Consider the following 22,092-nt stretch of genomic DNA (forward strand, 5'->3'; position numbering starts at 1 on the left):
CTCTGTATTTAAAGGGTTTGAAGCATATCCTCTGTTACTAAAACAATATCATCCTCCGCATCTGGCAAAGCACGAATAATTGTTCCATCTGGTATAACCATCTCCGACGGGACGATCGCCTTTTCAATAAACACATTTTTTCCAATCACTGCATCAGGCATGATAACTGATTCTTTAATATAGGCTCCTTTTTCAACCTTTACTCCTTGAAAAAGTACCGATTTTTCAATCTCTCCTTCAATTACACAACCTTCATTAATGAGTGAATCATTGACGAGTGCATCATTTGAGATAAACTGTGGTGGTTGATTTGGATTTACTGAATAAATTCTCCAAGTATAATCAAATAAATCTAATCCACATTTATCATCTAGGAGATCCATATTTGCTTCCCAAAGACTACGTACAGTCCCAACATCCTTCCAATAACCACTAAACGGATAAGCAAATAATTTCTTCTGGTCTGATAATAAGGTTGGGAGAATATCCTTTCCAAAATCATGACTTGACTCAGGAAGAACAGCATCCTTTTCCAAATACCCTTTTAAAACAGACCATTTAAAAATGTAAATCCCCATAGAGGCTAGATTGTTCTTCGGATTCGCAGGTTTTTCATCAAATTCGACAACCTTCATATCACTATCCGTATTTAAAATACCGAATCGACTTGCTTCATCCCAAGGCACTTCAATCACTGAAATGGTAGCATCAGCATCTCTAGCAATATGGAAATCTAGCATTAACTCATAATTCATTTTGTATATATGGTCTCCGGACAGAATGAGTACATATTCCGGATCATATTGAATTAAATAATTTAAATTTTGATAGATGGCACAAGCAGTACCTGTATACCATCTCATCTCCTTGGACTCACTATAAGGTGGAAGAACAGTCACCCCACCATTTTTTCGATCCAAGTCCCATGCACTTCCAATTCCAATATACGAGTTTAACACTAGTGGTTGATACTGAGTAAGGACACCCACCGTATCAATTCCTGAGTTCGTACAATTGCTCAAAGTAAAATCAATGATTCGGTACTTCCCTCCAAACGGTACAGCTGGTTTTGCTAAATTTGAAGTTAAGGAATGTAACCTACTTCCTTGCCCTCCTGCTAACAGCATAGCTACGCACTTCTTCTTTGCCATTTCCTTTTCTCTCCTTTCGATGTTTAACTGGACGCAATATAGAAACCCCAAATGGAGGTATCCTCATCATAATGTGATGCTCTCTTCCATGAAACTCTTCATCAATCGCTTCTAGTGGCTTTTTATTAATTACACCGGACCCTCCAAAATCAACCGCATCTGTATTCAATATTTCTCGATACGTTCCCTCTTTTGGAACACCGATTTTATAATCTTCATATGTCTTTTCTGTAAAATTACACACGATGACCAATGGATCTCCTTCTTCCCCTTTTCTAACAAAAGAGAAAATCGATTGATCACGGTTATTTACATCAATCCACTCAAATCCTTCATGTAAATGATCAAGCTCATATAAAGGTTTATTGCGCTTATACACCTTGATCAATTCTTTTACAAAAAGATTCATTTTTCCATGCATCTCATAATCTAATAAATGCCAATCCAATTCCTCTTCATCTTTCCATTCAGAGAACTGACCTAACTCAAATCCCATGAACAGAAGTTTTTTCCCTGGATGTCCAAACATATATGTTAATAGTAGCCTTAGTTGAGCAAATTTTTGCCAATAATCTCCTGGCATTTTATCAAGTAACGATTTCTTTCCATGAACAACTTCGTCATGTGAAAATGGAAGGATATAATTCTCCGAAAATGCATAAAGAAGGGAGAAGCTGACTTTATCGTGAAATTGTGAGCGTTCATTTGACCCTTTTTCCATATAGGAAAGCATGTCGTTCATCCAGCCCATATTCCATTTGTAGTTAAAACCTAATCCACCGTAGTGAGTTGGGGAAGTTACCTGTGGCCAATCAGTAGAGTCCTCGGCAATCATCAATAGGTTTGAATCATATTGATATACAATTTGATTTAACTTCTTTAAAAATGCAATACCAAATTCATTTACTCGTTGACCATCTGAATTAGGCCAATAAATGATGTTTGAAACTGCATCTACGCGAAATCCGTCCACATGAAAGTATTCCATCCAAAACAATGCATTAGAAATTAAGAAACTCTGTACCTCTGTTTTACTTAAGTCGAAATTAGCAGTACCCCAAGTGTAATTTTCACGATCAATCTCTGTCTCATATTCATAAACCCAAGATCCATCAAATCGGTGTAATCCGTGGGCGTCTTTACAGAAATGACCTGGTACCCAATCCATAATTACTCCAATATGATTTTGGTGACATTGATCAATAAAATACATCAGATCATGAGGGGTTCCATAACGGCTAGTAACGGAAAAATATCCTGTTCCTTGATAGCCCCAAGATATATCTAAAGGGTGTTCCACTAATGGCAATAGCTCAATATGAGTAAATCCGTGGTCAAGTACATAAGGAATGACCTCATCAGCTAATTCACGATACGTTAAAAAGCTGCCGTCCTCTTTCTTTTTCCATGATCCAACATGCATCTCATAGATAACAGTAGGACTTGAATACACTTTGTTTTTCTCTTTTTTCTGAAGCCATTTTTGATCGTTCCATTGGAAACCATCTAAGGGGTAACAAATGGATGCTGTTTTTGGCCGTTCTTCAGAGAAAAACGCATAAGGATCAGATTTCAATAATACTTCTCCCGTGGATGTATGAATTTCATATTTATAAAGGCAGCCCGTTAAATCCTGCTCAACAATGAGCATCCAAACTCCTTCATCATTCACCTTTTTAAATTCATAACCACTTCCATTCCAATTGTTTACATCACTAGCAAGAGATACTTTTGTTGCGTTTGGTGCCCACACGCAAAATCTCGTGCATGTCTTTTCATCAATAGTAAGAACATGGGCTCCAAACAAACGGTAACATTCAAAGAAATTACCCTCATGAAATAAATGAAGCTGGTATTCAGTTGGATGAATCAAATCCAAAATCATTCTACTCCCTACCTATTCATTAGTTTTGTACATTACTTTTACTGTATAATTCTTGCCAATCTTTCAAATCCCTTTTTAATTTTTCTGACAATTAACTCTCCATTTCGACACAATTAGCTATTAGACATATGATTTCGACGGCATTCATCCATTTAACGCAGCAAACTGCAAAAAATGATAGAAATTATTTTTTAATAGATAATAAATTTTATGATGCAGATATAGAGATATATGCTAATTATTTGGTTGTAATGAATAAAATGTGTATTTTGAATTATGAAATAATTGAATTTAGAATAATCACTAGTGTTGCACTAATTTAATTTCAATATTAAAAAGACTCAAAATCTTCACTAATTTTATTTTGTGCAAAGAAAAAGTCCTTTATAATGGATAAGTCAGGTGGTAACCCGTCCAAATCCACTAAAAAGGACACACGCATGGACAAGATTACACGAAAAACTTCATTTGGGCAATGGTTTTCAGCCATGAATCTTCAATTAATTGAAGATCAGGTGAAAATCAAGAAATTAGACTATTATACAAAAAAGTTAAGGACAGAGTCCTTCCTGAAACTGCTGCTCTTTGCGCAGCTAGTTGAAGTCGAGAGCCTGCACGCTCTTGGTGATTGTCTTTTTGACGAACAGCTTCAAAAGGGAATTGAACTAGATTCGATCAGTATTTCTCAGTTATCTCGACGGTTAAACAGCTTAAATCCAGATCTGTTTCAACTTCTTTTCCTCGATTTAGTGGGGCGGATTCACGCCAAAACCCACTATACAAAACTGGTTATGCCTTTGAAAATCATTGATTCGAGTACATTGCCACTTAATTTGACGAATCATCGGTGGGCAAAATTTCGGAAAACTAAAGCAGGCGTAAAGTTACATCTTCGTCTTGTCTTCATGGAAAAGGGATCTTCCTATCCGGAAAAAGCCGTCATCACCAAAGCCAGTGAACATGACCGAGGTCAGTTGGAGGTTCTGGTCGATGACAAAGAATGCATGTATGTGTTTGACAGAGGATATCTGGACTACGAGCGCTTTGACCGTATGACGGATGATGGATACTTTTTTCTCTCTAGACTACGCAAAAACGCTGTGATCCGAGAAGTCAGTGATTTTCCATTACCTGATGATTCATCTGTTTTGTCTGATCAAATGGTGTTGCTCGGAAGCACACAAAACCGTACAGAGAATTACTTCCGTCTTCTAAAAGTGGCTGATTCAAAAGGGAATCTGCTTCACCTCATCACAAACCGTTTTGATTTGAGCGCAGAAGAAATTTCAGAGATGTACAAGGCCCGCTGGGCCATTGAACTTTTTTTCAAATGGATCAAGCAGCACTTAAACATCAAAAAGTTCTACGGCCAAAGCGAGTGGGCGATACAGAATCAGGTGTTCATCGCGTTAATCGTCTATTGTCTCAATGTTCTCGCGCAGATCGAGACGGACAGCAAGAGGAAAATTCTGCAGATTAGCCGATATTTAAAGGCAGCATTGTGGAAGCCGGCTACGATCTGGATTCGAAAAATAGAAGGAAAGGCTGTTCCTTAATCAGCCAAACTGTCGGTGTCACCTCAGTCTAATTGTAAAATAATTTCCAAATGGATAGAGCCACCTTTGTATGGGTATTTCCTTTTTTGGCTCCAAATAAGGAAAATAATTAAACTGAAAATTTAAATATTATTCATGCAACACTAGTGTAGAATAATATATTTAAGAGGATTTCTTTGTGTGAAAAGGTCATTTTTATGCTGAAAAATGAAAGGGTTTTCATTCATTTGTCGAAAATTGGAAACCTTAACAATTGGTTAGAGGACATTTAATAGAAGAGATAAATAAACCCTCTATTGATAGTAAATTGTCATCAATAGAGGGTTAGTAGAAGAGTTAAGAACAGATACCCTTGCACCTGGAAAAAGACGCAAAGAGGTATTCTTTAATATGGTTAGTTAATTACTTCTGATATCATTAACTAGTGAAGAACTTACCAAATAGAAAAAAACATTGAACAAATGTTCAATGTTTTTTATGACCCCTACGGGATTCGAACCCGTGTTACCGCCGTGAAAGGGCGGTGTCTTAACCGCTTGACCAAGGGGCCATATGGCGGAGAAGGAGGGATTTGAACCCTCGCGCCGGTTACCCGACCTACACCCTTAGCAGGGGCGCCTCTTCAGCCTCTTGAGTACTTCCCCATATGGCTCCACAGACAGGACTCGAACCTGTGACCGTTCGGTTAACAGCCGAATGCTCTACCAACTGAGCTACTGTGGAATATTGGTAAGTTTTTTAGGTAGTGCAAAAAGTTCTGGTGGGCCTAAATGGACTCGAACCATCGACCTCACGCTTATCAGGCGTGCGCTCTAACCAGCTGAGCTATAGGCCCTTAAATGGAGCGGGTGATGAGAATCGAACTCACGACATCAGCTTGGAAGGCTGAGGTTTTACCATTAAACTACACCCGCAAAAATATTATGGGGCGACTGATGGGAATTGAACCCACGAATGCCGGAACCACAATCCGGTGCGTTAACCACTTCGCCACAATCGCCATAATTATATTGAAAATAAATGGTGGCTCAGGACGGAATCGAACCGCCGACACAAGGATTTTCAGTCCTTTGCTCTACCAACTGAGCTACTGAGCCATACTTAAGATAATACCCTAGATAAAGTTATGTTTCGTCCTTCGTCCCGATTTTCAATCGGTACGCTGGCTGTTTTGCTTTGTAGCTTATTCATCGTGCTCTACCGACTGAGCTACTGAGCCAACTTTGAATTATTTAATGGCGGTCCCGACCGGGATCGAACCGGCGATCTCCTGCGTGACAGGCAGGCATGTTAACCGCTACACCACGGGACCAGAGTTTTTTCAAGTTTCCTTGAAAATAACTTTTTAATTGCGGGGACAGGATTTGAACCTGCGACCTTCGGGTTATGAGCCCGACGAGCTACCAGACTGCTCCACCCCGCGACGATATTAAATTATATGGAGGAGGTAGAGGGATTCGAACCCCCGCGCGGTTTGACCCGCCTGTCGGTTTTCAAGACCGATCCCTTCAGCCGGACTTGGGTATACCTCCAAATATCGTAAATGGTGGACCTTGTAGGACTCGAACCTACGACCGGACGGTTATGAGCCGTCTGCTCTAACCAGCTGAGCTAAAGGTCCAAGGATAACTAATTTAGTAATTTTGGTAGCGGCGGAGGGGATCGAACCCCCGACCTCACGGGTATGAACCGTACGCTCTAGCCAGCTGAGCTACACCGCCAAATTTAATTTAATGAAGATTTTTTCACTACACTACGTTTCGTGAAAAAATCTAAGTGGAGCCTAGCGGGATCGAACCGCTGACCTCCTGCGTGCAAGGCAGGCGCTCTCCCAGCTGAGCTAAGGCCCCATAATAAAGTTAGATGGTCGGGAAGACAGGATTCGAACCTGCGACCCCTTGGTCCCAAACCAAGTGCTCTACCAAGCTGAGCTACTCCCCGTTTAAATCTAATATGGCGCGCCCGAAAGGAGTCGAACCCATAACCTTCTGATCCGTAGTCAGACGCTCTATCCAATTGAGCTACGGGCGCATATTTTTCAATCAAATTGATAAAGATCGCTATTTTGCTTCGTAAAAAGCATTGGATATTTTACTTCGTAATATTGAAACCTATTTTGCTTTGCAAAAAGCTTTGGTGCCGAGGACCGGAATCGAACCGGTACGGTAGTCACCTACCGCAGGATTTTAAGTCCTGTGCGTCTGCCAGTTCCGCCACCCCGGCAAAAGAAGTTCTTGGAGCGGAAGACGGGATTTGAACCCGCGACCCCAACCTTGGCAAGGTTGTATTCTACCACTGAACTACTTCCGCAAATAATAAGTTGTTTTGCTAGAGAAAAACTTTGGTGCGGGTGAAGGGAGTCGAACCCCCACGCCTTGCGGCGCTAGATCCTAAGTCTAGTGCGTCTGCCAATTCCGCCACACCCGCATAAAGGAAAGTTATGTTACTTAATAATAAATGGTGAGCCATGAAGGACTCGAACCTTCGACCCTCTGATTAAAAGTCAGATGCTCTACCGACTGAGCTAATGGCTCGTACTAAATGGTGCCGGTGAGAGGACTTGAACCCCCAACCTACTGATTACAAGTCAGTTGCTCTACCAATTGAGCTACGCCGGCGAGAAATATTAAAATTTTCACTATGTGAATTTTTAAAGGATGACTATTTTTCACTACGTGAAAAAAGTGTTGGTGGAGGATGACGGGATCGAACCGCCGACCCCCTGCTTGTAAGGCAGGTGCTCTCCCAGCTGAGCTAATCCTCCATTAACGCCTGGCGACGTCCTACTCTCACAGAGGGAAACCCTCAACTACCATCGGCGCTGAAAAGCTTAACTTCCGTGTTCGGTATGGGAACGGGTGTGACCTTTTCGCTATCGCCACCAGACTATTTATGCGACACTATTTATTATAATAGTTTTTCACAATTTTTCAAGAGAAATTTTTAACCATTCTCTCAAAACTAGATAATGAATGAAGAAGAAAGAAATACGTTTCATCATTGTCCAGCTACAGCGCCTAGCCGCTCGAGGTCATAAGCCAAATCCCTCCAGAAGGCAGGCCTTCTTGCGTGATTCGTCTTATGCTTGTCGCGTCTGTTCAAGGCGCTTCCGCTTTTCTTGGTTAAGTCCTCGATCGATTAGTATCAGTCAGCTCCACACGTCGCCGCGCTTCCACCTCTGACCTATCAACCTGATCATCTTTCAGGGATCTTACTAGCTTGCGCTATGGGAAATCTCATCTTGAGGGGGGCTTCATGCTTAGATGCTTTCAGCACTTATCCCTTCCGCACATAGCTACCCAGCGATGCCTTTGGCAAGACAACTGGTACACCAGCGGTGCGTCCATCCCGGTCCTCTCGTACTAAGGACAGCTCCTCTCAAATTTCCTACGCCCACGACGGATAGGGACCGAACTGTCTCACGACGTTCTGAACCCAGCTCGCGTACCGCTTTAATGGGCGAACAGCCCAACCCTTGGGACCGACTACAGCCCCAGGATGCGATGAGCCGACATCGAGGTGCCAAACCTCCCCGTCGATGTGGACTCTTGGGGGAGATAAGCCTGTTATCCCCGGGGTAGCTTTTATCCGTTGAGCGATGGCCCTTCCATGCGGAACCACCGGATCACTAAGCCCGACTTTCGTCCCTGCTCGACTTGTAGGTCTCGCAGTCAAGCTCCCTTGTGCCTTTACACTCTACGAATGATTTCCAACCATTCTGAGGGAACCTTTGGGCGCCTCCGTTACTTTTTAGGAGGCGACCGCCCCAGTCAAACTGCCCACCTGACACTGTCTCCCACCCCGATCAGGGGTGAGGGTTAGAATTTCAATACAGCCAGAGTAGTATCCCACCGACGCCTCCACCGAAGCTAGCGCTCCGGCTTCTCAGGCTCCTACCTATCCTGTACAAGCTGTACCAAAATTCAATATCAGGCTACAGTAAAGCTCCACGGGGTCTTTCCGTCCTGTCGCGGGTAACCTGCATCTTCACAGGTACTATAATTTCACCGAGTCTCTCGTTGAGACAGTGCCCAGATCGTTACGCCTTTCGTGCGGGTCGGAACTTACCCGACAAGGAATTTCGCTACCTTAGGACCGTTATAGTTACGGCCGCCGTTTACTGGGGCTTCGATTCAGAGCTTCGCTTGCGCTAACCCCTCCTCTTAACCTTCCAGCACCGGGCAGGCGTCAGCCCCTATACTTCGCCTTGCGGCTTCGCAGAGACCTGTGTTTTTGCTAAACAGTCGCCTGGGCCTATTCACTGCGGCTCTTCTGGGCTATTCACCCTGAAGAGCACCCCTTCTCCCGAAGTTACGGGGTCATTTTGCCGAGTTCCTTAACGAGAGTTCTCTCGCTCACCTTAGGATTCTCTCCTCGCCTACCTGTGTCGGTTTGCGGTACGGGCACCTGTTACCTCGCTAGAGGCTTTTCTTGGCAGTGTGGAATCAGGAACTTCGGTACTATATTTCCCTCGCCATCACAGCTCAGCCTTTTGATCACGGGATTTGCCTCGTGATCAGCCTAACTGCTTGGACGCGCATATCCAACAGCGCGCTTACCCTATCCTCCTGCGTCCCCCCATCACTCAAACGGTAATTTGGTGGTACAGGAATATCAACCTGTTGTCCATCGCCTACGCCTTTCGGCCTCGGCTTAGGTCCCGACTAACCCTGAGCGGACGAGCCTTCCTCAGGAAACCTTAGGCATTCGGTGGATGGGATTCTCACCCATCTTTCGCTACTCATACCGGCATTCTCACTTCTAAGCGCTCCACCAGTCCTTCCGGTCTAGCTTCAACGCCCTTAGAACGCTCTCCTACCACTGACATCGTGTGACGCCAATCCACAGCTTCGGTGATACGTTTAGCCCCGTTACATTTTCGGCGCGGAGTCACTCGACCAGTGAGCTATTACGCACTCTTTAAATGGTGGCTGCTTCTAAGCCAACATCCTGGTTGTCTAAGCAACTCCACATCCTTTGCCACTTAACGTATACTTTGGGACCTTAGCTGGTGGTCTGGGCTGTTTCCCTTTCGACTACGGATCTTATCACTCGCAGTCTGACTCCCATGGATAAGTCTTTGGCATTCGGAGTTTGTCTGAATTCGGTAACCCGATGAGGGCCCCTAGTCCAAACAGTGCTCTACCTCCAAGACTCTTACTACATGAGGCTAGCCCTAAAGCTATTTCGGAGAGAACCAGCTATCTCCAAGTTCGATTGGAATTTCTCCGCTACCCACACCTCATCCCCGCACTTTTCAACGTGCGTGGGTTCGGGCCTCCATCCAGTGTTACCTGGACTTCACCCTGGACATGGGTAGATCACCTGGTTTCGGGTCTACGACCACATACTAAAGCGCCCTATTCAGACTCGCTTTCGCTACGGCTCCGTCTTATCAACTTAACCTCGCATGTAATCGTAACTCGCCGGTTCATTCTACAAAAGGCACGCTATCACTCGTTAACGAGCTCTAACTACTTGTAGGCACACGGTTTCAGGATCTCTTTCACTCCCCTTCCGGGGTGCTTTTCACCTTTCCCTCACGGTACTGGTTCACTATCGGTCACTAGGTAGTATTTAGCCTTGGGAGATGGTCCTCCCTGCTTCCGACGGAATTTCACGTGTTCCGCCGTACTCAGGATCCACTCAAGAGGGAACGAAGTTTCAACTACAGGGTTGTTACCTTCTATGACTGACCTTTCCAGATCGATTCGTCTACTTCATTCCTTTGTAACTCCGTATAGAGTGTCCTACAACCCCAAGAGGCAAGCCTCTTGGTTTGGGCTAATCCCGTTTCGCTCGCCGCTACTCAGGGAATCGCGTTTGCTTTCTATTCCTCCGGGTACTTAGATGTTTCAGTTCCCCGGGTCTGCCTTCAATACCCTATGTATTCAGGTAAAGATTCTATCCCATTACGGATAGAGGGTTTCCCCATTCGGAAATCTCCGGATCAAAGCTTACTTACAGCTCCCCGAAGCATATCGGTGTTAGTACCGTCCTTCATCGGCTCCTAGTGCCAAGGCATCCACCGTGCGCCCTTTCTAACTTAACCTACAGTTAAAAAGTTTCTCTATATAATATAGAGAGAAAACTAAAATGGCGATTACTCGGTATTTCTTGGTTTTCTTCATTTATCATTATCTAGTTTTCAAAGAACGATTATCATAGAGAGATTGCTCTCTCAAAACTAAACAAATCATATCATCAACGGTTGTTAGCTTTGACCGAAGGTCATAAGCCTCAATTTTCCTTAGAAAGGAGGTGATCCAGCCGCACCTTCCGATACGGCTACCTTGTTACGACTTCACCCCAATCATCTGTCCCACCTTAGGCGGCTGGCTCCTTACGGTTACCCCACCGACTTCGGGTGTTACAAACTCTCGTGGTGTGACGGGCGGTGTGTACAAGGCCCGGGAACGTATTCACCGCGGCATGCTGATCCGCGATTACTAGCGATTCCAGCTTCATGTAGGCGAGTTGCAGCCTACAATCCGAACTGAGAGTGGTTTTATGGGATTGGCTCTGGCGTCGCCGCTTTGCTGCCCTTTGTACCACCCATTGTAGCACGTGTGTAGCCCAGGTCATAAGGGGCATGATGATTTGACGTCATCCCCACCTTCCTCCGGTTTGTCACCGGCAGTCACCTTAGAGTGCCCAACTAAATGCTGGCAACTAAGATCAAGGGTTGCGCTCGTTGCGGGACTTAACCCAACATCTCACGACACGAGCTGACGACAACCATGCACCACCTGTCACTTTTGTCCCCCGAAGGGGAACGCCCTATCTCTAGGGAAGGCAAAAGGATGTCAAGACCTGGTAAGGTTCTTCGCGTTGCTTCGAATTAAACCACATGCTCCACCGCTTGTGCGGGCCCCCGTCAATTCCTTTGAGTTTCAGCCTTGCGGCCGTACTCCCCAGGCGGAGTGCTTAATGCGTTTGCTGCAGCACTAAAGGGCGGAAACCCTCTAACACTTAGCACTCATCGTTTACGGCGTGGACTACCAGGGTATCTAATCCTGTTTGCTCCCCACGCTTTCGCGCCTCAGTGTCAGTTACAGGCCAAAGAGTCGCCTTCGCCACTGGTGTTCCTCCACATCTCTACGCATTTCACCGCTACACGTGGAATTCCACTCTTCTCTCCTGCACTCAAGTCTCCCAGTTTCCAATGACCCTCCCCGGTTGAGCCGGGGGCTTTCACATCAGACTTAAGAGACCACCTGCGCGCGCTTTACGCCCAATAATTCCGGACAACGCTTGCCACCTACGTATTACCGCGGCTGCTGGCACGTAGTTAGCCGTGGCTTTCTGGTTAGGTACCGTCAAGGTACCGGCAGTTACTCCGGTACTTGTTCTTCCCTAACAACAGAGTTTTACGATCCGAAAACCTTCATCACTCACGCGGCGTTGCTCCGTCAGACTTTCGTCCATTGCGGAAGATTCCCTACTGCTGCCTCCCGTAGGAGTCTGGGCCGTGTCTCAGTCCCAGTGTGGCCGATCACCCTCTCAGGTCGGCTACGCATCGTCGCCTTGGTGAGCCGTTACCTCACCAACTAGCTAATGCGCCGCGGGCCCATCTATGAGTGATAGCCGAAACCATCTTTCAGCTTTTCTACATGTGTAGAAAAGAATTATCCGGTATTAGCCCCGGTTTCCCGGAGTTATCCCAGTCTCATAGGCAGGTTGCCCACGTGTTACTCACCCGTCCGCCGCTAATCTTTGGGAGCAAGCTCCCAAAGATCCGCTCGACTTGCATGTATTAGGCACGCCGCCAGCGTTCGTCCTGAGCCAGGATCAAACTCTCCAATAAAGAGTAAGATTAGCTCTTAAAGTTAAAACGTTGGCTAGTGTATTTTTCAACACTAATCATTTTTGTTGACGTATGATTTGTTTAGTTTTCAAAGAACAATTCGTTAGGTTACCGCTCAAAAGCGACTTCCTTAATATATCACATCGCCCATTTTGGAGTCAACAACTTTTTTACTTTTATTTTTTCAAATCGTTGCTTCCTCGTGAGGACAAGGAATAATATATCACGAATAATATCCAATTTCAATATAATTTTAAAAAAGTTTTTCCTTTTAAAAGTAGAATCTCTTAATAGGAGTAATAGATTGGGTTCACTAGCATATATATACGATATAAAATAATAGAAAGGAGCAACATATGCTATTAGAATCATTCTCCTTATACCTTTCACTTGTTATGGCCATCTTCTTATTTTACTATGCTTACTGGGAGGGAATTCGAATCGCAAATAGCGAAGGTAAAGTATACGGTGGTACATTTATCTTCACACTCGTCTCAGCATTTATTTTTTCTGGATTTACTTACACCCTCTAAAAAAAGGAGAACCTTCATATCAAAGGTTCTCCTTTTAACTTTATACGATGTCTTTTAATGCATCTTTTTTTTGCTTTCTTCTGTTTTCCACTTCTCTCATCTAATAAAAACAAGGAGATCCCCACGATAACAATGCTTCCCCCTAATATCTGAGTAAATAAAACTTTTTCTGATAAAAGATAATATGCAAGAATTGTTGCTCCCACCGGTTCGAATAAGATTGCCATCGAGATGATTGAAGTACTAATCCACTTGATTGCCCAGTTAAATAAGGAGTGCCCTAATAAGGTAGGAATAAGAGCTAATAGAATAAAGTTCCACCATTCATTTTTCGGATATGGATAAAGAGATTCACCAACAATAAGTACATAAAACAATAAAACAATCGAGCTTATACTATATACAACAAACGTATAGGTAACTAGAGAAATTCTCTTTCTTACTGATTGTCCAAACATTAAATACGCAGTAACAAGTGCACATGCCAGTAATGCAAGAATATCCCCATATAAAGCTGTTCCACTTACTCGAAAATCTCCCCAGCTAATAATGACACTCCCTACAATCGCTGCTACCGCACAAAGTATGGCTTTTAATGAAAAACGCTCCTTAAAAAACAAAAAAGTACCCACAAATGCAAACAACGGCTGAAGAGTGACAAGTACTGTAGAACTTGCCACAGATGTGTAGTTTAAAGATTCAAACCATAATATAAAATGAAAGGCTAGAAACACTCCCGCAAAAGTAGCATATAACCAATCCCTCTTCGAAATAAACGCCAATTCCTTTACATACTTTATTAAAAAGACCGGCAGCATAAACAAAACAGAGAAAAGTAGTCGGTAGAAAGCAATTACCCCCGAAGGAGCATCAGAAAACTTTACGAAAATGGCTGAAGCCGATACGGCAATCACACCAACGATTAATGCAAAATACGGATTTGCAATTGTACGATTCATTTATTTCTCCTTATTAATTCCTCAAAGGTACCACCATTTACTCAACACTTTCGACCTCAACTTGGTTGACACCATTAATTGATTTCAACTCGTAGTAAATATCGGTTGTGTAAATACCTTTATAGGTTGTGACTAAGCAACTAATCAAAATATCATCTGTCTCTTCTTTGACCTTTAAGTGTTTTACCCCTAACTTTCTACCTTTTATTTCTTTAATCATTTCTGTTAAGTTAGTTGATTTCTCTAAAAATAATTTTACTTTAATTTCTTTCTCTTTTAACTTTTTCGGCCCCATCTTATCAAATAAAAATGGAATGACTTTAATACCGAAAATTAAGAATGATATGCCAGCAAGAGCCTCTATGTAAAAACCAGCACCAATCGTAATTCCAATCCCAGCAGATGCAAGTACCAATGACGCGGTTGTAAGACCTGATATGGCTTCATTACCTCTCCTCATTATTACCCCTGCTCCTAAAAACCCGATACCACTAATGATATATGAGGGAATTCTACCTGGATCCATTGGCCTTGAATACTCTTTAGCATATAAAAAGGCGGATTCATATGATACCGTTGTTAACAAGCAAGCCATTACTGAAATAATTAGACAAGTTTTCAATCCTAATGGCTTCCCTTTTAGTTCTCGTTCTAACCCGATGACAATCCCAGCAACTGCCGCAAAAGATAATTTAAAAAGAACATCGTAACGTGTAAATTCTATAAATAGTTCTTTCATTTATTATCCCCCTTTATTATGTAGATATATTTTTGGTAAAAGAAAAGGAAACGATGCGTATATCATATATACGTATTCCATCCAAGCTCCATTCATTCACGTCAATATATTATATGAAATATAACACACAAAAAACGAATTTCCATACAAATAAATTTAATATACAAAATAATAGAAGGAAGTCTATTGGAACGACTTCCTTCTATATTATTTATTTGCATATATTATTGATAGATACTTCCACCTGTCTGTTTAAACTCTTCAGCTTTTTCTTTCATACCCTTCACCATTGCTTCATTCGTGTCAAGTTTATTTTCTTTTGCGTAATTACGAATATCGTGCGAAATCCTCATGCTGCAAAACTTCGGTCCACACATGGAACAAAAATGGGCTGTTTTAGCTCCCTCTGCAGGTAAGGTTTCATCATGATACTCCAACGCTCGTTCTGGATCTAAAGATAGATTAAACTGATCTCTCCAGCGGAATTCGAATCTTGCTTTGGATAGAGCATCATCTCTCTTTTGTGCCCCTGGATGTCCTTTAGCTAAATCAGCCGCATGCGCCGCAATCTTATACGTGATTACCCCTTCCCTAACATCATCTCTATTAGGTAAGCCTAAATGTTCCTTTGGTGTAACATAACAAAGCATGGCCGTACCATACCAACCGATCATCGCAGCACCAATGGCCGATGTGATATGGTCATACCCAGGAGCGATATCAGTCGTTAAAGGCCCTAATGTATAAAAAGGCGCTTCCTTACAAACCTCTAATTGTTTATCCATATTTTCTTTTATCAGATGCATCGGTACATGCCCTGGCCCCTCCACCATTACCTGAACATCATGTTCCCATGCAATCTGAGTTAGTTCTCCTAATGTCTCTAGTTCTGCAAACTGTGCCTCATCATTTGCATCTGCAATAGAACCAGGACGCAAACCGTCCCCAAGGGAGAACGCAACATCATATGCCTTCATAATCTCACAGATTTCCTCGAAATGAGTATAAAGGAAATTTTCCTGGTGATGATACAAGCACCACTGAGCCATGATCGATCCACCTCTTGAAACAATGCCCGTTAATCGCTTCGCCGTTAGAGGCACGTACCTTAAAAGAACCCCGGCATGAATGGTGAAATAATCGACTCCTTGCTCCGCTTGCTCAATTAATGTGTCACGATAAACTTCCCAAGTTAAATCCTCTGCAATACCATTTACTTTTTCAAGTGCTTGATAAATAGGAACCGTACCTACTGGAACGGCAGAATTACGGATGATCCATTCTCTTGTAGTGTGAATATTTTTCCCTGTTGATAAATCCATAATCGTATCTGCGCCCCAGCGTGTAGCCCATGTCATTTTTTCCACTTCTTCCTCAATCGAAGAGGAAACAGCTGAGTTTCCGATGTTCGCATTAATCTTCACGTGAAAATTGCGTCCGATGATCATTGGTTCCATCTCTGGATGATTGATATTCGATGGAATAATAGCTCTTCCTTTTGCCACTTCCTCACGAACAAACTCTGGTTTCATATTTTCTCTAATGGCGATAAACTCCATTTCAGGAGTAATGATTCCCTTTTTTGCATAGTGAAGCTGAGTTACATTCTGACCTTTTTTCGCTCGCAACGGTTTTCGGTTGAGCCCCGGAAAGACTTTATGATTCGCTCTTGGGTCATGATCATCTTTAAATCCATTGTCTTCCGGCTTTATTTCTCTTCCTTCATATTCTTCTACATCTTCTCTTTCTCGTATCCAGTTATGTCTTAGATTAGGTAGGCCTTTGGTTATATCAACTGTAAATTGACTATCGGTGTATGGACCACTTGAATCATACACACGAACAGGTAGATTTTCCTCTTCACCAAAAGTTCCAGATGTGGGACTAAGTGCAATCTCTCGCATAGGCACTTGAATATCAGGTCTCGAACCTTCTACATATACCTTTTTACTTCCTGAAAAACTTGACATGATCGAAATGCTTTTTTCGTTTAATGAGGTTGATGCCATAGTAAATCTCTCCTTTTATATAATGTAATAAAAGGACGAGATCTAGAAAAAACGGGGGATCGAAGTAAGAAATACACAATAAAAAAGCCGGGTCCAAAAACAGACGGACCCGGCTTAATATGTAGAAGTGTAATCTAAATTAATAGATTGTTATTAACTTCCCCACGCTGGTATGATCCAGATCAGGTCCAAAGGGTCAAGAAACTTAAACGTGTCTCTCTCTCAGCCCAAACTATTGGACTCCCCTAGTTATTGCTATTCAATTCACATTTATTATACATGAAACCATAGGAAATGGAAGGGTAAATTTTCCTGAATAGTTATAAAAGACCACAATTCAGAACCACTTTATGAAAGATTCGGAAGTTATCGTATAAAGGTTACGAGTTATTCATAACTGCCCTATGAAGCCCTGATATTACATGCCTCCTACAATATTTAGCTTAGGCAAAAAAATGCGTTTTCAGGTATTGTAAAAATACAATGATGTAGTATAATATTTTTATATCGCTTCAGATATTCGGGGCATTAGCTCAGCTGGGAGAGCGCTACGCTGGCAGCGTAGAGGTCAGGGGTTCGAGCCCCCTATGCTCCATATATAAAAACCCTTGCGTAGCAAGGGTTTTTATTATTTCTTGGAATATTTAAGTTAAAAAATTTACCTAAATGTGCACAATAGAAACACTTTAGTTAACTTACGTGTTTCTATTGGGTCCTATCTTTAGCTTTAAGAAATTATCCTTTTTTATGAAAGTAAACTTATCTGGTGATATTAATGAAAAGCCAAGAACTGGAAGAGAAACTATTCAGTATTTCATAGATGGGAGAATTAAAGAGGCAGAATTTTTTGCAAAACATCATGGCCTGAGCTTGAAATTCTAAATCTGAAAACAAGGAAATTGATCGGTTTAATCACTCTAAGAAACTGGTGGCCTTTGTAAGTATTGACCCAAGTGTCTTTGAATCTGGTACATTCAAAGGTACTTTAAATTGAATTACCAAAAGTGGTTTGAGCAGACTAAGACATGCATTGTTTATGGATGTTAGGAGTGCCTTATGCGATTGTCGTAAGATGTTTGTAACTAGAGGAGATTGTTCAAGCCATTGCTTTTCAACCACTATATCAAAAGTGTCTTTAGCGTAAAGCATTACTTCCGGGAGGTGAGGGATCAGGAATCCAATAGGATACATAAGCAAGCTCTATACGTTAGAAGAATTATTGATTCATCAAAAAAGACGATGGATGATCACCGCCTTAAATGATTGTTTTATTCTTCTGCAAATTTATTTTTGAAATAAAGGTAATCTTTTATCTTGGATTTATCAATTTAAGGTTTTAAAATGACTTTTATACAATTATCGGTCCTTGTGTCAAAAACTTCGTATCCATGCTTTGCCTGGTCTAATGGGAGTACATGTGTAATTACATCACCAATATCAACCTTTCCTTCAGATATAAGATTGTAAAGAAAAGGCATATAAGGAATAACGGGGGCCTGACCTGTTTTAATGTCAACATTTCTTTGGAAAATGTCTCCTAACGGGAAACCATTATAACGTCCCCCATAAACACCAGTAATTTGGATGGTCCCAGCTTTTCGCACAGCCTGTGATGCAATGACAAGCCCACCCATTGCACCGCCATGAAGTTTCATTCCGGATGCAAGATATTCAAGAGGCGTCATCTTGCCGCTCATACCTGAACAATCAATAACGATATCTGCTCCACCTTGTGTTATCTCTCTTAAATATTCGCCAACGTTTTCATGTTCTTCAAAATTTACAGTCTCTACTTTATTGGTCCGTTTCGCATGATCAAGCCGGTATTGGAGGTAATCGACCGCAATAACACGCTCAGCACCTTTAAACCAAGCAAATTTTTGAGCAAGGAGACCTACTGGACCACATCCTAAAACGATAACAGTATCACCAGCTTTGACACCAGAGTGGTCTACACTCCAATAAGCTGTTGAGGCTGCATCTGCAAGTAACACTAACTTTTCATCTTCTACTTCGCAGTTTTCCGGTATTTTAAACGGAGTAAAGTTTCCATATGGAACACGCATATATTCAGCTTGTCCGCCAGCAAATCCACCGGTTGTTTCTGAATATCCAAAGAAACCACCCATTTCACCATGAGGGTTTGAATTATCACATTGGCTGGTTATATCATGGTTACAGTACCAGCAATGCCCGCAGCTTACATTAAAGGGAATAATTACCCGATCCCCTTTTTTCAATTTTGTTACTTCCGGTCCTACTTCTTCGACTACCCCCATCGGTTCATGGCCTATTACGTAATCAGTGGGCATATTGGGAATCATTTGATGAATCAAATGCAAATCGGATCCGCATATAGCAGAAGTTGTTATTTTTACAATGATATCATCACCATTTTTAATTTTTGGGTCTTTTACTTCTTTAACCTGGACATTTTTACTCCCCTGGTACGTGACAGCTTTCATTTTTCTCTAACCTCCCTTATTTATTAGGCGTTGCGAACATTCCAAGTCTATCCGTATCATTCGGGAATAAGTTCATTCCGGCAATCATTAAAGCATTTTCGGCAGATTTAAGATCCAACTCAACTTGCTTGCCAACGTCGTTCGGATATAACCAACCCTTGCTTATCATCAATTCAGATATCTCGGTGTGTAAATCAATAGATAGTTCCATTTGCCTGTATAATGCCTCTCTTAACTCCACGCTCGATGTTTCAGTTAACGCAATGGCATATGTATGAATGCCCGTTTTCACCGAAAGAAGAAACTCCAATGCAATGCCTGAATCTGCCATCTCTGGCATATGTTCAGCCCCTTGGGGATCCAAATAATCCATTTCCATTTTTTTCACCTCATTCTATTTAATTAGTTCTTGCACCTTTATAAAATTCTTTAAGTTCATTTATCGCTGCGATTGACTGTTGAACCTCTTTTTCCATCAGTGCTTTTAAATCATTATCGAAACAAAGGCCCTGCATAAGCTTTGATTTCAATAAGCTTACAGTCTTCAGATTTAATATCTCATGTGTTTCCATTGTTTCATGATAAGCCAAGATTTCCTTTTCCATGACTTCACCTCCTGAAATTAAAATCCCTTTAAAATGCGAATATTATTCAATGGAATATTTTTGGCGTAATGTGAATCTCGTGTTTGAAGCAAGATAAGAGAAGTTTTTAAAGATTGGAGAGATACTATGACAAAATATTTAGGACTTCATGAAACACTGGAGACACTCGAGTTAATTGCATTTAAAACAGTATGTTTAACTAAAGCTATAACTATGAGCAAATTGCTTCCTGATGGAGATCTTAAAACGATCCTTTCTGGTGATTTAGAATCAGGAAGTCAAAGTCTTAAGCAACTTCAGACCTTTATTACAAACCGGGAGGAGACTCACAATGACTAATGTTCTGCAAAATATGGCTGGAATGGGAGGATTAACAGAACAGGCAATCGCCTCTGATTTTCTGATTTCATCTAAATCTGCCGTCAGAAATCTCGCATTTGCTATTACGGAAACAGCTACACCTGAACTGAAATCAGCTCTTCGCGAGCAATTAAGAAATGCAGTGGATACACATGCCAAGATAACGGATTTTATGACTGCCAATGGGTATTATCACCCTAATCATTTAGGGGACCAAATAAATGTGAGACTGCAGGATGCACAAACCGCTTTAAATCTTAAAGATCAATAGGGGCACTATCGTATGTTTTATGCAATAAAAAATCAGCTGCTATTAATCAGCTGATTTTTCCTTTCAATATATTACACAGGTAAATCTTCAACCTGCCCGTGAGTTGAAGAAGAGAAGCCGCCTGTAACTTGTTACCCCTTCACACCGTAATCAATGTATAAAATTAATTCTGGGTTTCTTACTTTTAGCCATAATACAGCATCGACTGGAGAGAGTATTTCAAAACTGTATATTTCTAAAAAGAGCTCCATATTCTGGTTGTAGGTACAATGATTTATATCGAGATACCCTATTTCGATTAGGGGAACTCGTTTTTATAGGCAATCGCTATCTCCTTTTGAATTCTTCCCCAGTAAAATGTTTGTTTTTCCATTGACTGAACATCCTTAGGATTTTTTCTTAAAACATAAAAAATCCCCGAATAAGGGGCACCTTTATAATAGTGTCCGTTATTCGGGGTATAGTTCAATTGAGAAGCTTCTATTTATTTTACTGCCGCTGCTGTTTTTTCAAGATTTACCCATTGACCCTTTTCAGCTGATTCAAGAATAGCATCTGCGATCAATTCGATCTGATAGCCATCTTGGAAGTTTGGTGAGAATTCAGTATCTTCAGCGATTGCTTTAAATAAATCATAGGTTTCAATGATCTTTGTTTCTCCGTAACCAATTCCTAGAGCAGGGATTGGCCATAATCCTTCACCGTATGGAGTGGCAGGCCCAGTATAAACCGTTCTGAAGCCTTTCGCATCACTTGGATCATCCGCGAAGCAAACTTGAAGCTCGTCGCGGCGCTCATAGTTAAAGTATAAAGAACCTTTTTCACCATGAATTTCAAAAGTAAGGAAGTTGTTGCGCCCCCATGCATTACGTGTTGCCTCAATTGTACCAATCGCACCATTATCAAACTTAACCATGGTAATCACTTCATCGTCTACATCCACTGCCGCTTTTGGTACATCATTTCCACCCGTTTTCACTGTACCTAGTTTATCAATACCGCCAGATTGAACCGGTCTTTCTGGAATCCATGTTCTTGTCATCGCATTTACATCTGTAATTTCACCAACAAGGTAACGGGCAAAATCAACTACGTGTGTTCCGATATCACCTAGAGCACCAGAACCAGCGATTTTCTTTTGGAAGCGCCATGATAATGGTGAATTGGGATCAGCAGACCAGTCTTGTAAATACGTTCCACGGAAGCTAAGAACTTTTCCAATTCTTCCTTCCTCAATATATTTTTTCGCAAGTGCAACCGCCGGTGTTCTTCTGTAGTTGAATGCAACTGCATGTTTTACACCTGCTGCTTTTACTGCTTCTAACATTTCCTTCGCTTGTTCAGCACCTAATGCCAATGGTTTTTCGCAGATAATATGTTTACCAGCTTTTGCTGCTGCAATTGCAATTTCAGCATGCGTATTATTTGGAGTAACAATATCAATAACATCAATTTCCGGATCGTTAACGACAGCTCTCCAATCTGTCGAATAATTGTCAAATCCTAATCTTGCTGCTGCGTCTTTTGCTAATTGTTCGTTAACATCTACTACTGTATGACGGTGAGGGATTGCTGGTGCTGGCCAGAAAAACATTGGCATTCCTGCATATGCAAGAGAATGCGCTTTCCCCATAAAGCCTCCGCCGATCATACCTACATTTAATTTTTTCATTTTAAGTTCCTCCCTAGTATATTAAATCAGTTCTTCAGAAATCGTTACATCCTGTGGCTAATTTTTCTAAATGATTATTT

General features: G+C 41.8%; 13 protein-coding genes, 22 tRNA genes, 3 rRNA genes, 1 pseudogene and 1 riboswitch. Of the genes and pseudogenes, 6 read left to right on the top strand and 33 right to left on the bottom strand.

Features of this window, described 5'->3' with window-relative positions:
- Positions 1-8: 8 nt before the first annotated feature.
- Complete coding sequence (locus tag MKX65_RS18615) at positions 9-1,151, bottom strand: glucose-1-phosphate adenylyltransferase (RefSeq protein ID WP_160549756.1); 1,143 nt, start codon at positions 1,149-1,151, stop codon at positions 9-11.
- Positions 1,099-3,036 (bottom strand): 1,4-alpha-glucan branching protein GlgB, encoded by a 1,938-nt coding sequence (glgB, locus tag MKX65_RS18620; RefSeq protein ID WP_160549757.1) that lies wholly within the window; start codon positions 3,034-3,036, stop codon positions 1,099-1,101. Before glgB ends, MKX65_RS18615 begins: the two co-directional genes overlap by 53 nt.
- Positions 3,037-3,476: 440 nt before the next feature.
- Between glgB and MKX65_RS18625 the strand changes: the two genes are divergently transcribed.
- The gene (locus MKX65_RS18625) at positions 3,477-4,592 is read left to right on the top strand and encodes an IS4 family transposase (protein WP_160549960.1); all 1,116 of its coding nucleotides are present in this window, start codon (positions 3,477-3,479) and stop codon (positions 4,590-4,592) included.
- A gap of 478 nt (positions 4,593-5,070) precedes the next feature.
- On the opposite strand, the gene MKX65_RS18630 is transcribed toward MKX65_RS18625, so the two are convergent.
- From MKX65_RS18630 to MKX65_RS18745, 24 genes are all read right to left on the bottom strand, one after another.
- Positions 5,071-5,142 (bottom strand) — tRNA-Glu (locus tag MKX65_RS18630).
- A gap of 3 nt (positions 5,143-5,145) precedes the next feature.
- Positions 5,146-5,236, bottom strand: a tRNA-Ser gene (locus MKX65_RS18635).
- Positions 5,237-5,239: 3 nt separating this feature from the next.
- Positions 5,240-5,315: transfer RNA gene (locus tag MKX65_RS18640), tRNA-Asn, on the bottom strand.
- 35 nt (positions 5,316-5,350) lie between these two features.
- Positions 5,351-5,427, bottom strand: a tRNA-Ile gene (locus MKX65_RS18645).
- A 5-nt stretch (positions 5,428-5,432) separates the two neighbouring features.
- Positions 5,433-5,506, bottom strand: a tRNA-Gly gene (locus MKX65_RS18650).
- A 10-nt stretch (positions 5,507-5,516) separates the two neighbouring features.
- Positions 5,517-5,592 (bottom strand) — tRNA-His (locus tag MKX65_RS18655).
- Positions 5,593-5,613: 21 nt separating this feature from the next.
- Positions 5,614-5,689 (bottom strand) — tRNA-Phe (locus MKX65_RS18660).
- Positions 5,690-5,828: 139 nt separating this feature from the next.
- Positions 5,829-5,904, bottom strand: a tRNA-Asp gene (locus tag MKX65_RS18665).
- 37 nt (positions 5,905-5,941) lie between these two features.
- Positions 5,942-6,015, bottom strand: a tRNA-Met gene (locus tag MKX65_RS18670).
- A gap of 16 nt (positions 6,016-6,031) precedes the next feature.
- Positions 6,032-6,124, bottom strand: a tRNA-Ser gene (locus MKX65_RS18675).
- Positions 6,125-6,136: 12 nt separating this feature from the next.
- Positions 6,137-6,213 (bottom strand) — tRNA-Ile (locus MKX65_RS18680).
- 23 nt (positions 6,214-6,236) lie between these two features.
- Positions 6,237-6,313 (bottom strand) — tRNA-Met (locus tag MKX65_RS18685).
- Positions 6,314-6,369: 56 nt separating this feature from the next.
- Positions 6,370-6,442: transfer RNA gene (locus tag MKX65_RS18690), tRNA-Ala, on the bottom strand.
- A 14-nt stretch (positions 6,443-6,456) separates the two neighbouring features.
- Positions 6,457-6,533 (bottom strand) — tRNA-Pro (locus MKX65_RS18695).
- Between the two features lie 13 nt (positions 6,534-6,546).
- Positions 6,547-6,623: transfer RNA gene (locus MKX65_RS18700), tRNA-Arg, on the bottom strand.
- Between the two features lie 103 nt (positions 6,624-6,726).
- Positions 6,727-6,815: transfer RNA gene (locus MKX65_RS18705), tRNA-Leu, on the bottom strand.
- A gap of 12 nt (positions 6,816-6,827) precedes the next feature.
- Positions 6,828-6,902, bottom strand: a tRNA-Gly gene (locus MKX65_RS18710).
- Positions 6,903-6,934: 32 nt separating this feature from the next.
- Positions 6,935-7,019: transfer RNA gene (locus tag MKX65_RS18715), tRNA-Leu, on the bottom strand.
- 31 nt (positions 7,020-7,050) lie between these two features.
- Positions 7,051-7,126: transfer RNA gene (locus tag MKX65_RS18720), tRNA-Lys, on the bottom strand.
- Between the two features lie 8 nt (positions 7,127-7,134).
- A tRNA-Thr gene (locus tag MKX65_RS18725) sits at positions 7,135-7,210 on the bottom strand.
- Between the two features lie 70 nt (positions 7,211-7,280).
- Positions 7,281-7,356: transfer RNA gene (locus tag MKX65_RS18730), tRNA-Val, on the bottom strand.
- Positions 7,357-7,362: 6 nt separating this feature from the next.
- A 5S ribosomal RNA gene (rrf, locus tag MKX65_RS18735) occupies positions 7,363-7,478 on the bottom strand.
- 232 nt (positions 7,479-7,710) lie between these two features.
- A 23S ribosomal RNA gene (locus MKX65_RS18740) occupies positions 7,711-10,644 on the bottom strand.
- Between the two features lie 202 nt (positions 10,645-10,846).
- Positions 10,847-12,399: ribosomal RNA gene (locus tag MKX65_RS18745) — 16S ribosomal RNA — on the bottom strand.
- Together the 16S, 23S and 5S rRNA genes with 21 tRNA genes alongside form the textbook arrangement of a ribosomal RNA operon.
- A gap of 356 nt (positions 12,400-12,755) precedes the next feature.
- Between MKX65_RS18745 and MKX65_RS18750 the strand changes: the two genes are divergently transcribed.
- The gene (locus MKX65_RS18750) at positions 12,756-12,932 is read left to right on the top strand and encodes a hypothetical protein (protein WP_340904993.1); all 177 of its coding nucleotides are present in this window, start codon (positions 12,756-12,758) and stop codon (positions 12,930-12,932) included.
- Positions 12,933-12,946: 14 nt separating this feature from the next.
- On the opposite strand, the gene MKX65_RS18755 is transcribed toward MKX65_RS18750, so the two are convergent.
- The 3 genes from MKX65_RS18755 to thiC form a co-directional block, all read right to left on the bottom strand.
- Positions 12,947-13,891, bottom strand: a complete 945-nt coding sequence (locus MKX65_RS18755; protein WP_340904995.1) for a DMT family transporter — start codon at positions 13,889-13,891, stop codon at positions 12,947-12,949.
- Positions 13,892-13,928: 37 nt separating this feature from the next.
- Positions 13,929-14,630: an MgtC/SapB family protein gene (locus MKX65_RS18760; protein WP_160549927.1), complete on the bottom strand. Its 702-nt coding sequence runs from the start codon at positions 14,628-14,630 to the stop codon at positions 13,929-13,931.
- Between the two features lie 224 nt (positions 14,631-14,854).
- Positions 14,855-16,639: a phosphomethylpyrimidine synthase ThiC gene (gene thiC / locus MKX65_RS18765; RefSeq protein WP_340904996.1), complete on the bottom strand. Its 1,785-nt coding sequence runs from the start codon at positions 16,637-16,639 to the stop codon at positions 14,855-14,857.
- Between the two features lie 142 nt (positions 16,640-16,781).
- Positions 16,782-16,896, bottom strand: a riboswitch (TPP riboswitch).
- A gap of 265 nt (positions 16,897-17,161) precedes the next feature.
- Here thiC and MKX65_RS18770 point away from each other — a divergent pair.
- Positions 17,162-17,234 (top strand) — tRNA-Ala (locus MKX65_RS18770).
- Between the two features lie 288 nt (positions 17,235-17,522).
- Positions 17,523-17,723: pseudogene (locus tag MKX65_RS27135) on the top strand (transposase); the annotation flags it as partial.
- A 244-nt stretch (positions 17,724-17,967) separates the two neighbouring features.
- On the opposite strand, the gene MKX65_RS18780 reads toward MKX65_RS27135, so the two are convergent.
- The 3 genes from MKX65_RS18780 to MKX65_RS18790 are packed head-to-tail and all read right to left on the bottom strand — an operon-like array spanning position 17,968 to position 19,709.
- Positions 17,968-19,104: a zinc-dependent alcohol dehydrogenase gene (locus MKX65_RS18780; RefSeq protein WP_340904997.1), complete on the bottom strand. Its 1,137-nt coding sequence runs from the start codon at positions 19,102-19,104 to the stop codon at positions 17,968-17,970.
- 16 nt (positions 19,105-19,120) lie between these two features.
- Positions 19,121-19,483, bottom strand: a complete 363-nt coding sequence (locus MKX65_RS18785) for a spore coat protein (RefSeq protein WP_340904999.1) — start codon at positions 19,481-19,483, stop codon at positions 19,121-19,123.
- 19 nt (positions 19,484-19,502) lie between these two features.
- On the bottom strand, positions 19,503-19,709 hold the full coding sequence (locus tag MKX65_RS18790) for a spore coat protein (protein WP_340905000.1): 207 nt from the start codon (positions 19,707-19,709) through the stop codon (positions 19,503-19,505).
- 126 nt (positions 19,710-19,835) lie between these two features.
- Here MKX65_RS18790 and MKX65_RS18795 point away from each other — a divergent pair, with 126 nt between their 5' ends.
- Positions 19,836-20,048: a hypothetical protein gene (locus MKX65_RS18795; RefSeq protein WP_340905002.1), complete on the top strand. Its 213-nt coding sequence runs from the start codon at positions 19,836-19,838 to the stop codon at positions 20,046-20,048.
- Complete coding sequence (locus tag MKX65_RS18800; RefSeq protein WP_340905003.1) at positions 20,041-20,340, top strand: spore coat protein; 300 nt, start codon at positions 20,041-20,043, stop codon at positions 20,338-20,340. The genes MKX65_RS18795 and MKX65_RS18800 overlap by 8 nt, the downstream gene beginning before the upstream one ends.
- A gap of 484 nt (positions 20,341-20,824) precedes the next feature.
- On the opposite strand, the gene MKX65_RS18805 is transcribed toward MKX65_RS18800, so the two are convergent.
- Positions 20,825-22,012, bottom strand: coding sequence for a Gfo/Idh/MocA family protein (locus MKX65_RS18805; RefSeq protein WP_340905005.1), 1,188 nt, complete (start codon positions 22,010-22,012; stop codon positions 20,825-20,827).
- Positions 22,013-22,092: the final 80 nt, after the last annotated feature.

The organism is Robertmurraya sp. FSL R5-0851 (assembly GCF_038002965.1).
GTDB classification, from domain to species: Bacteria; Bacillota; Bacilli; order Bacillales; family Cytobacillaceae; genus Robertmurraya_A; species Robertmurraya_A beringensis.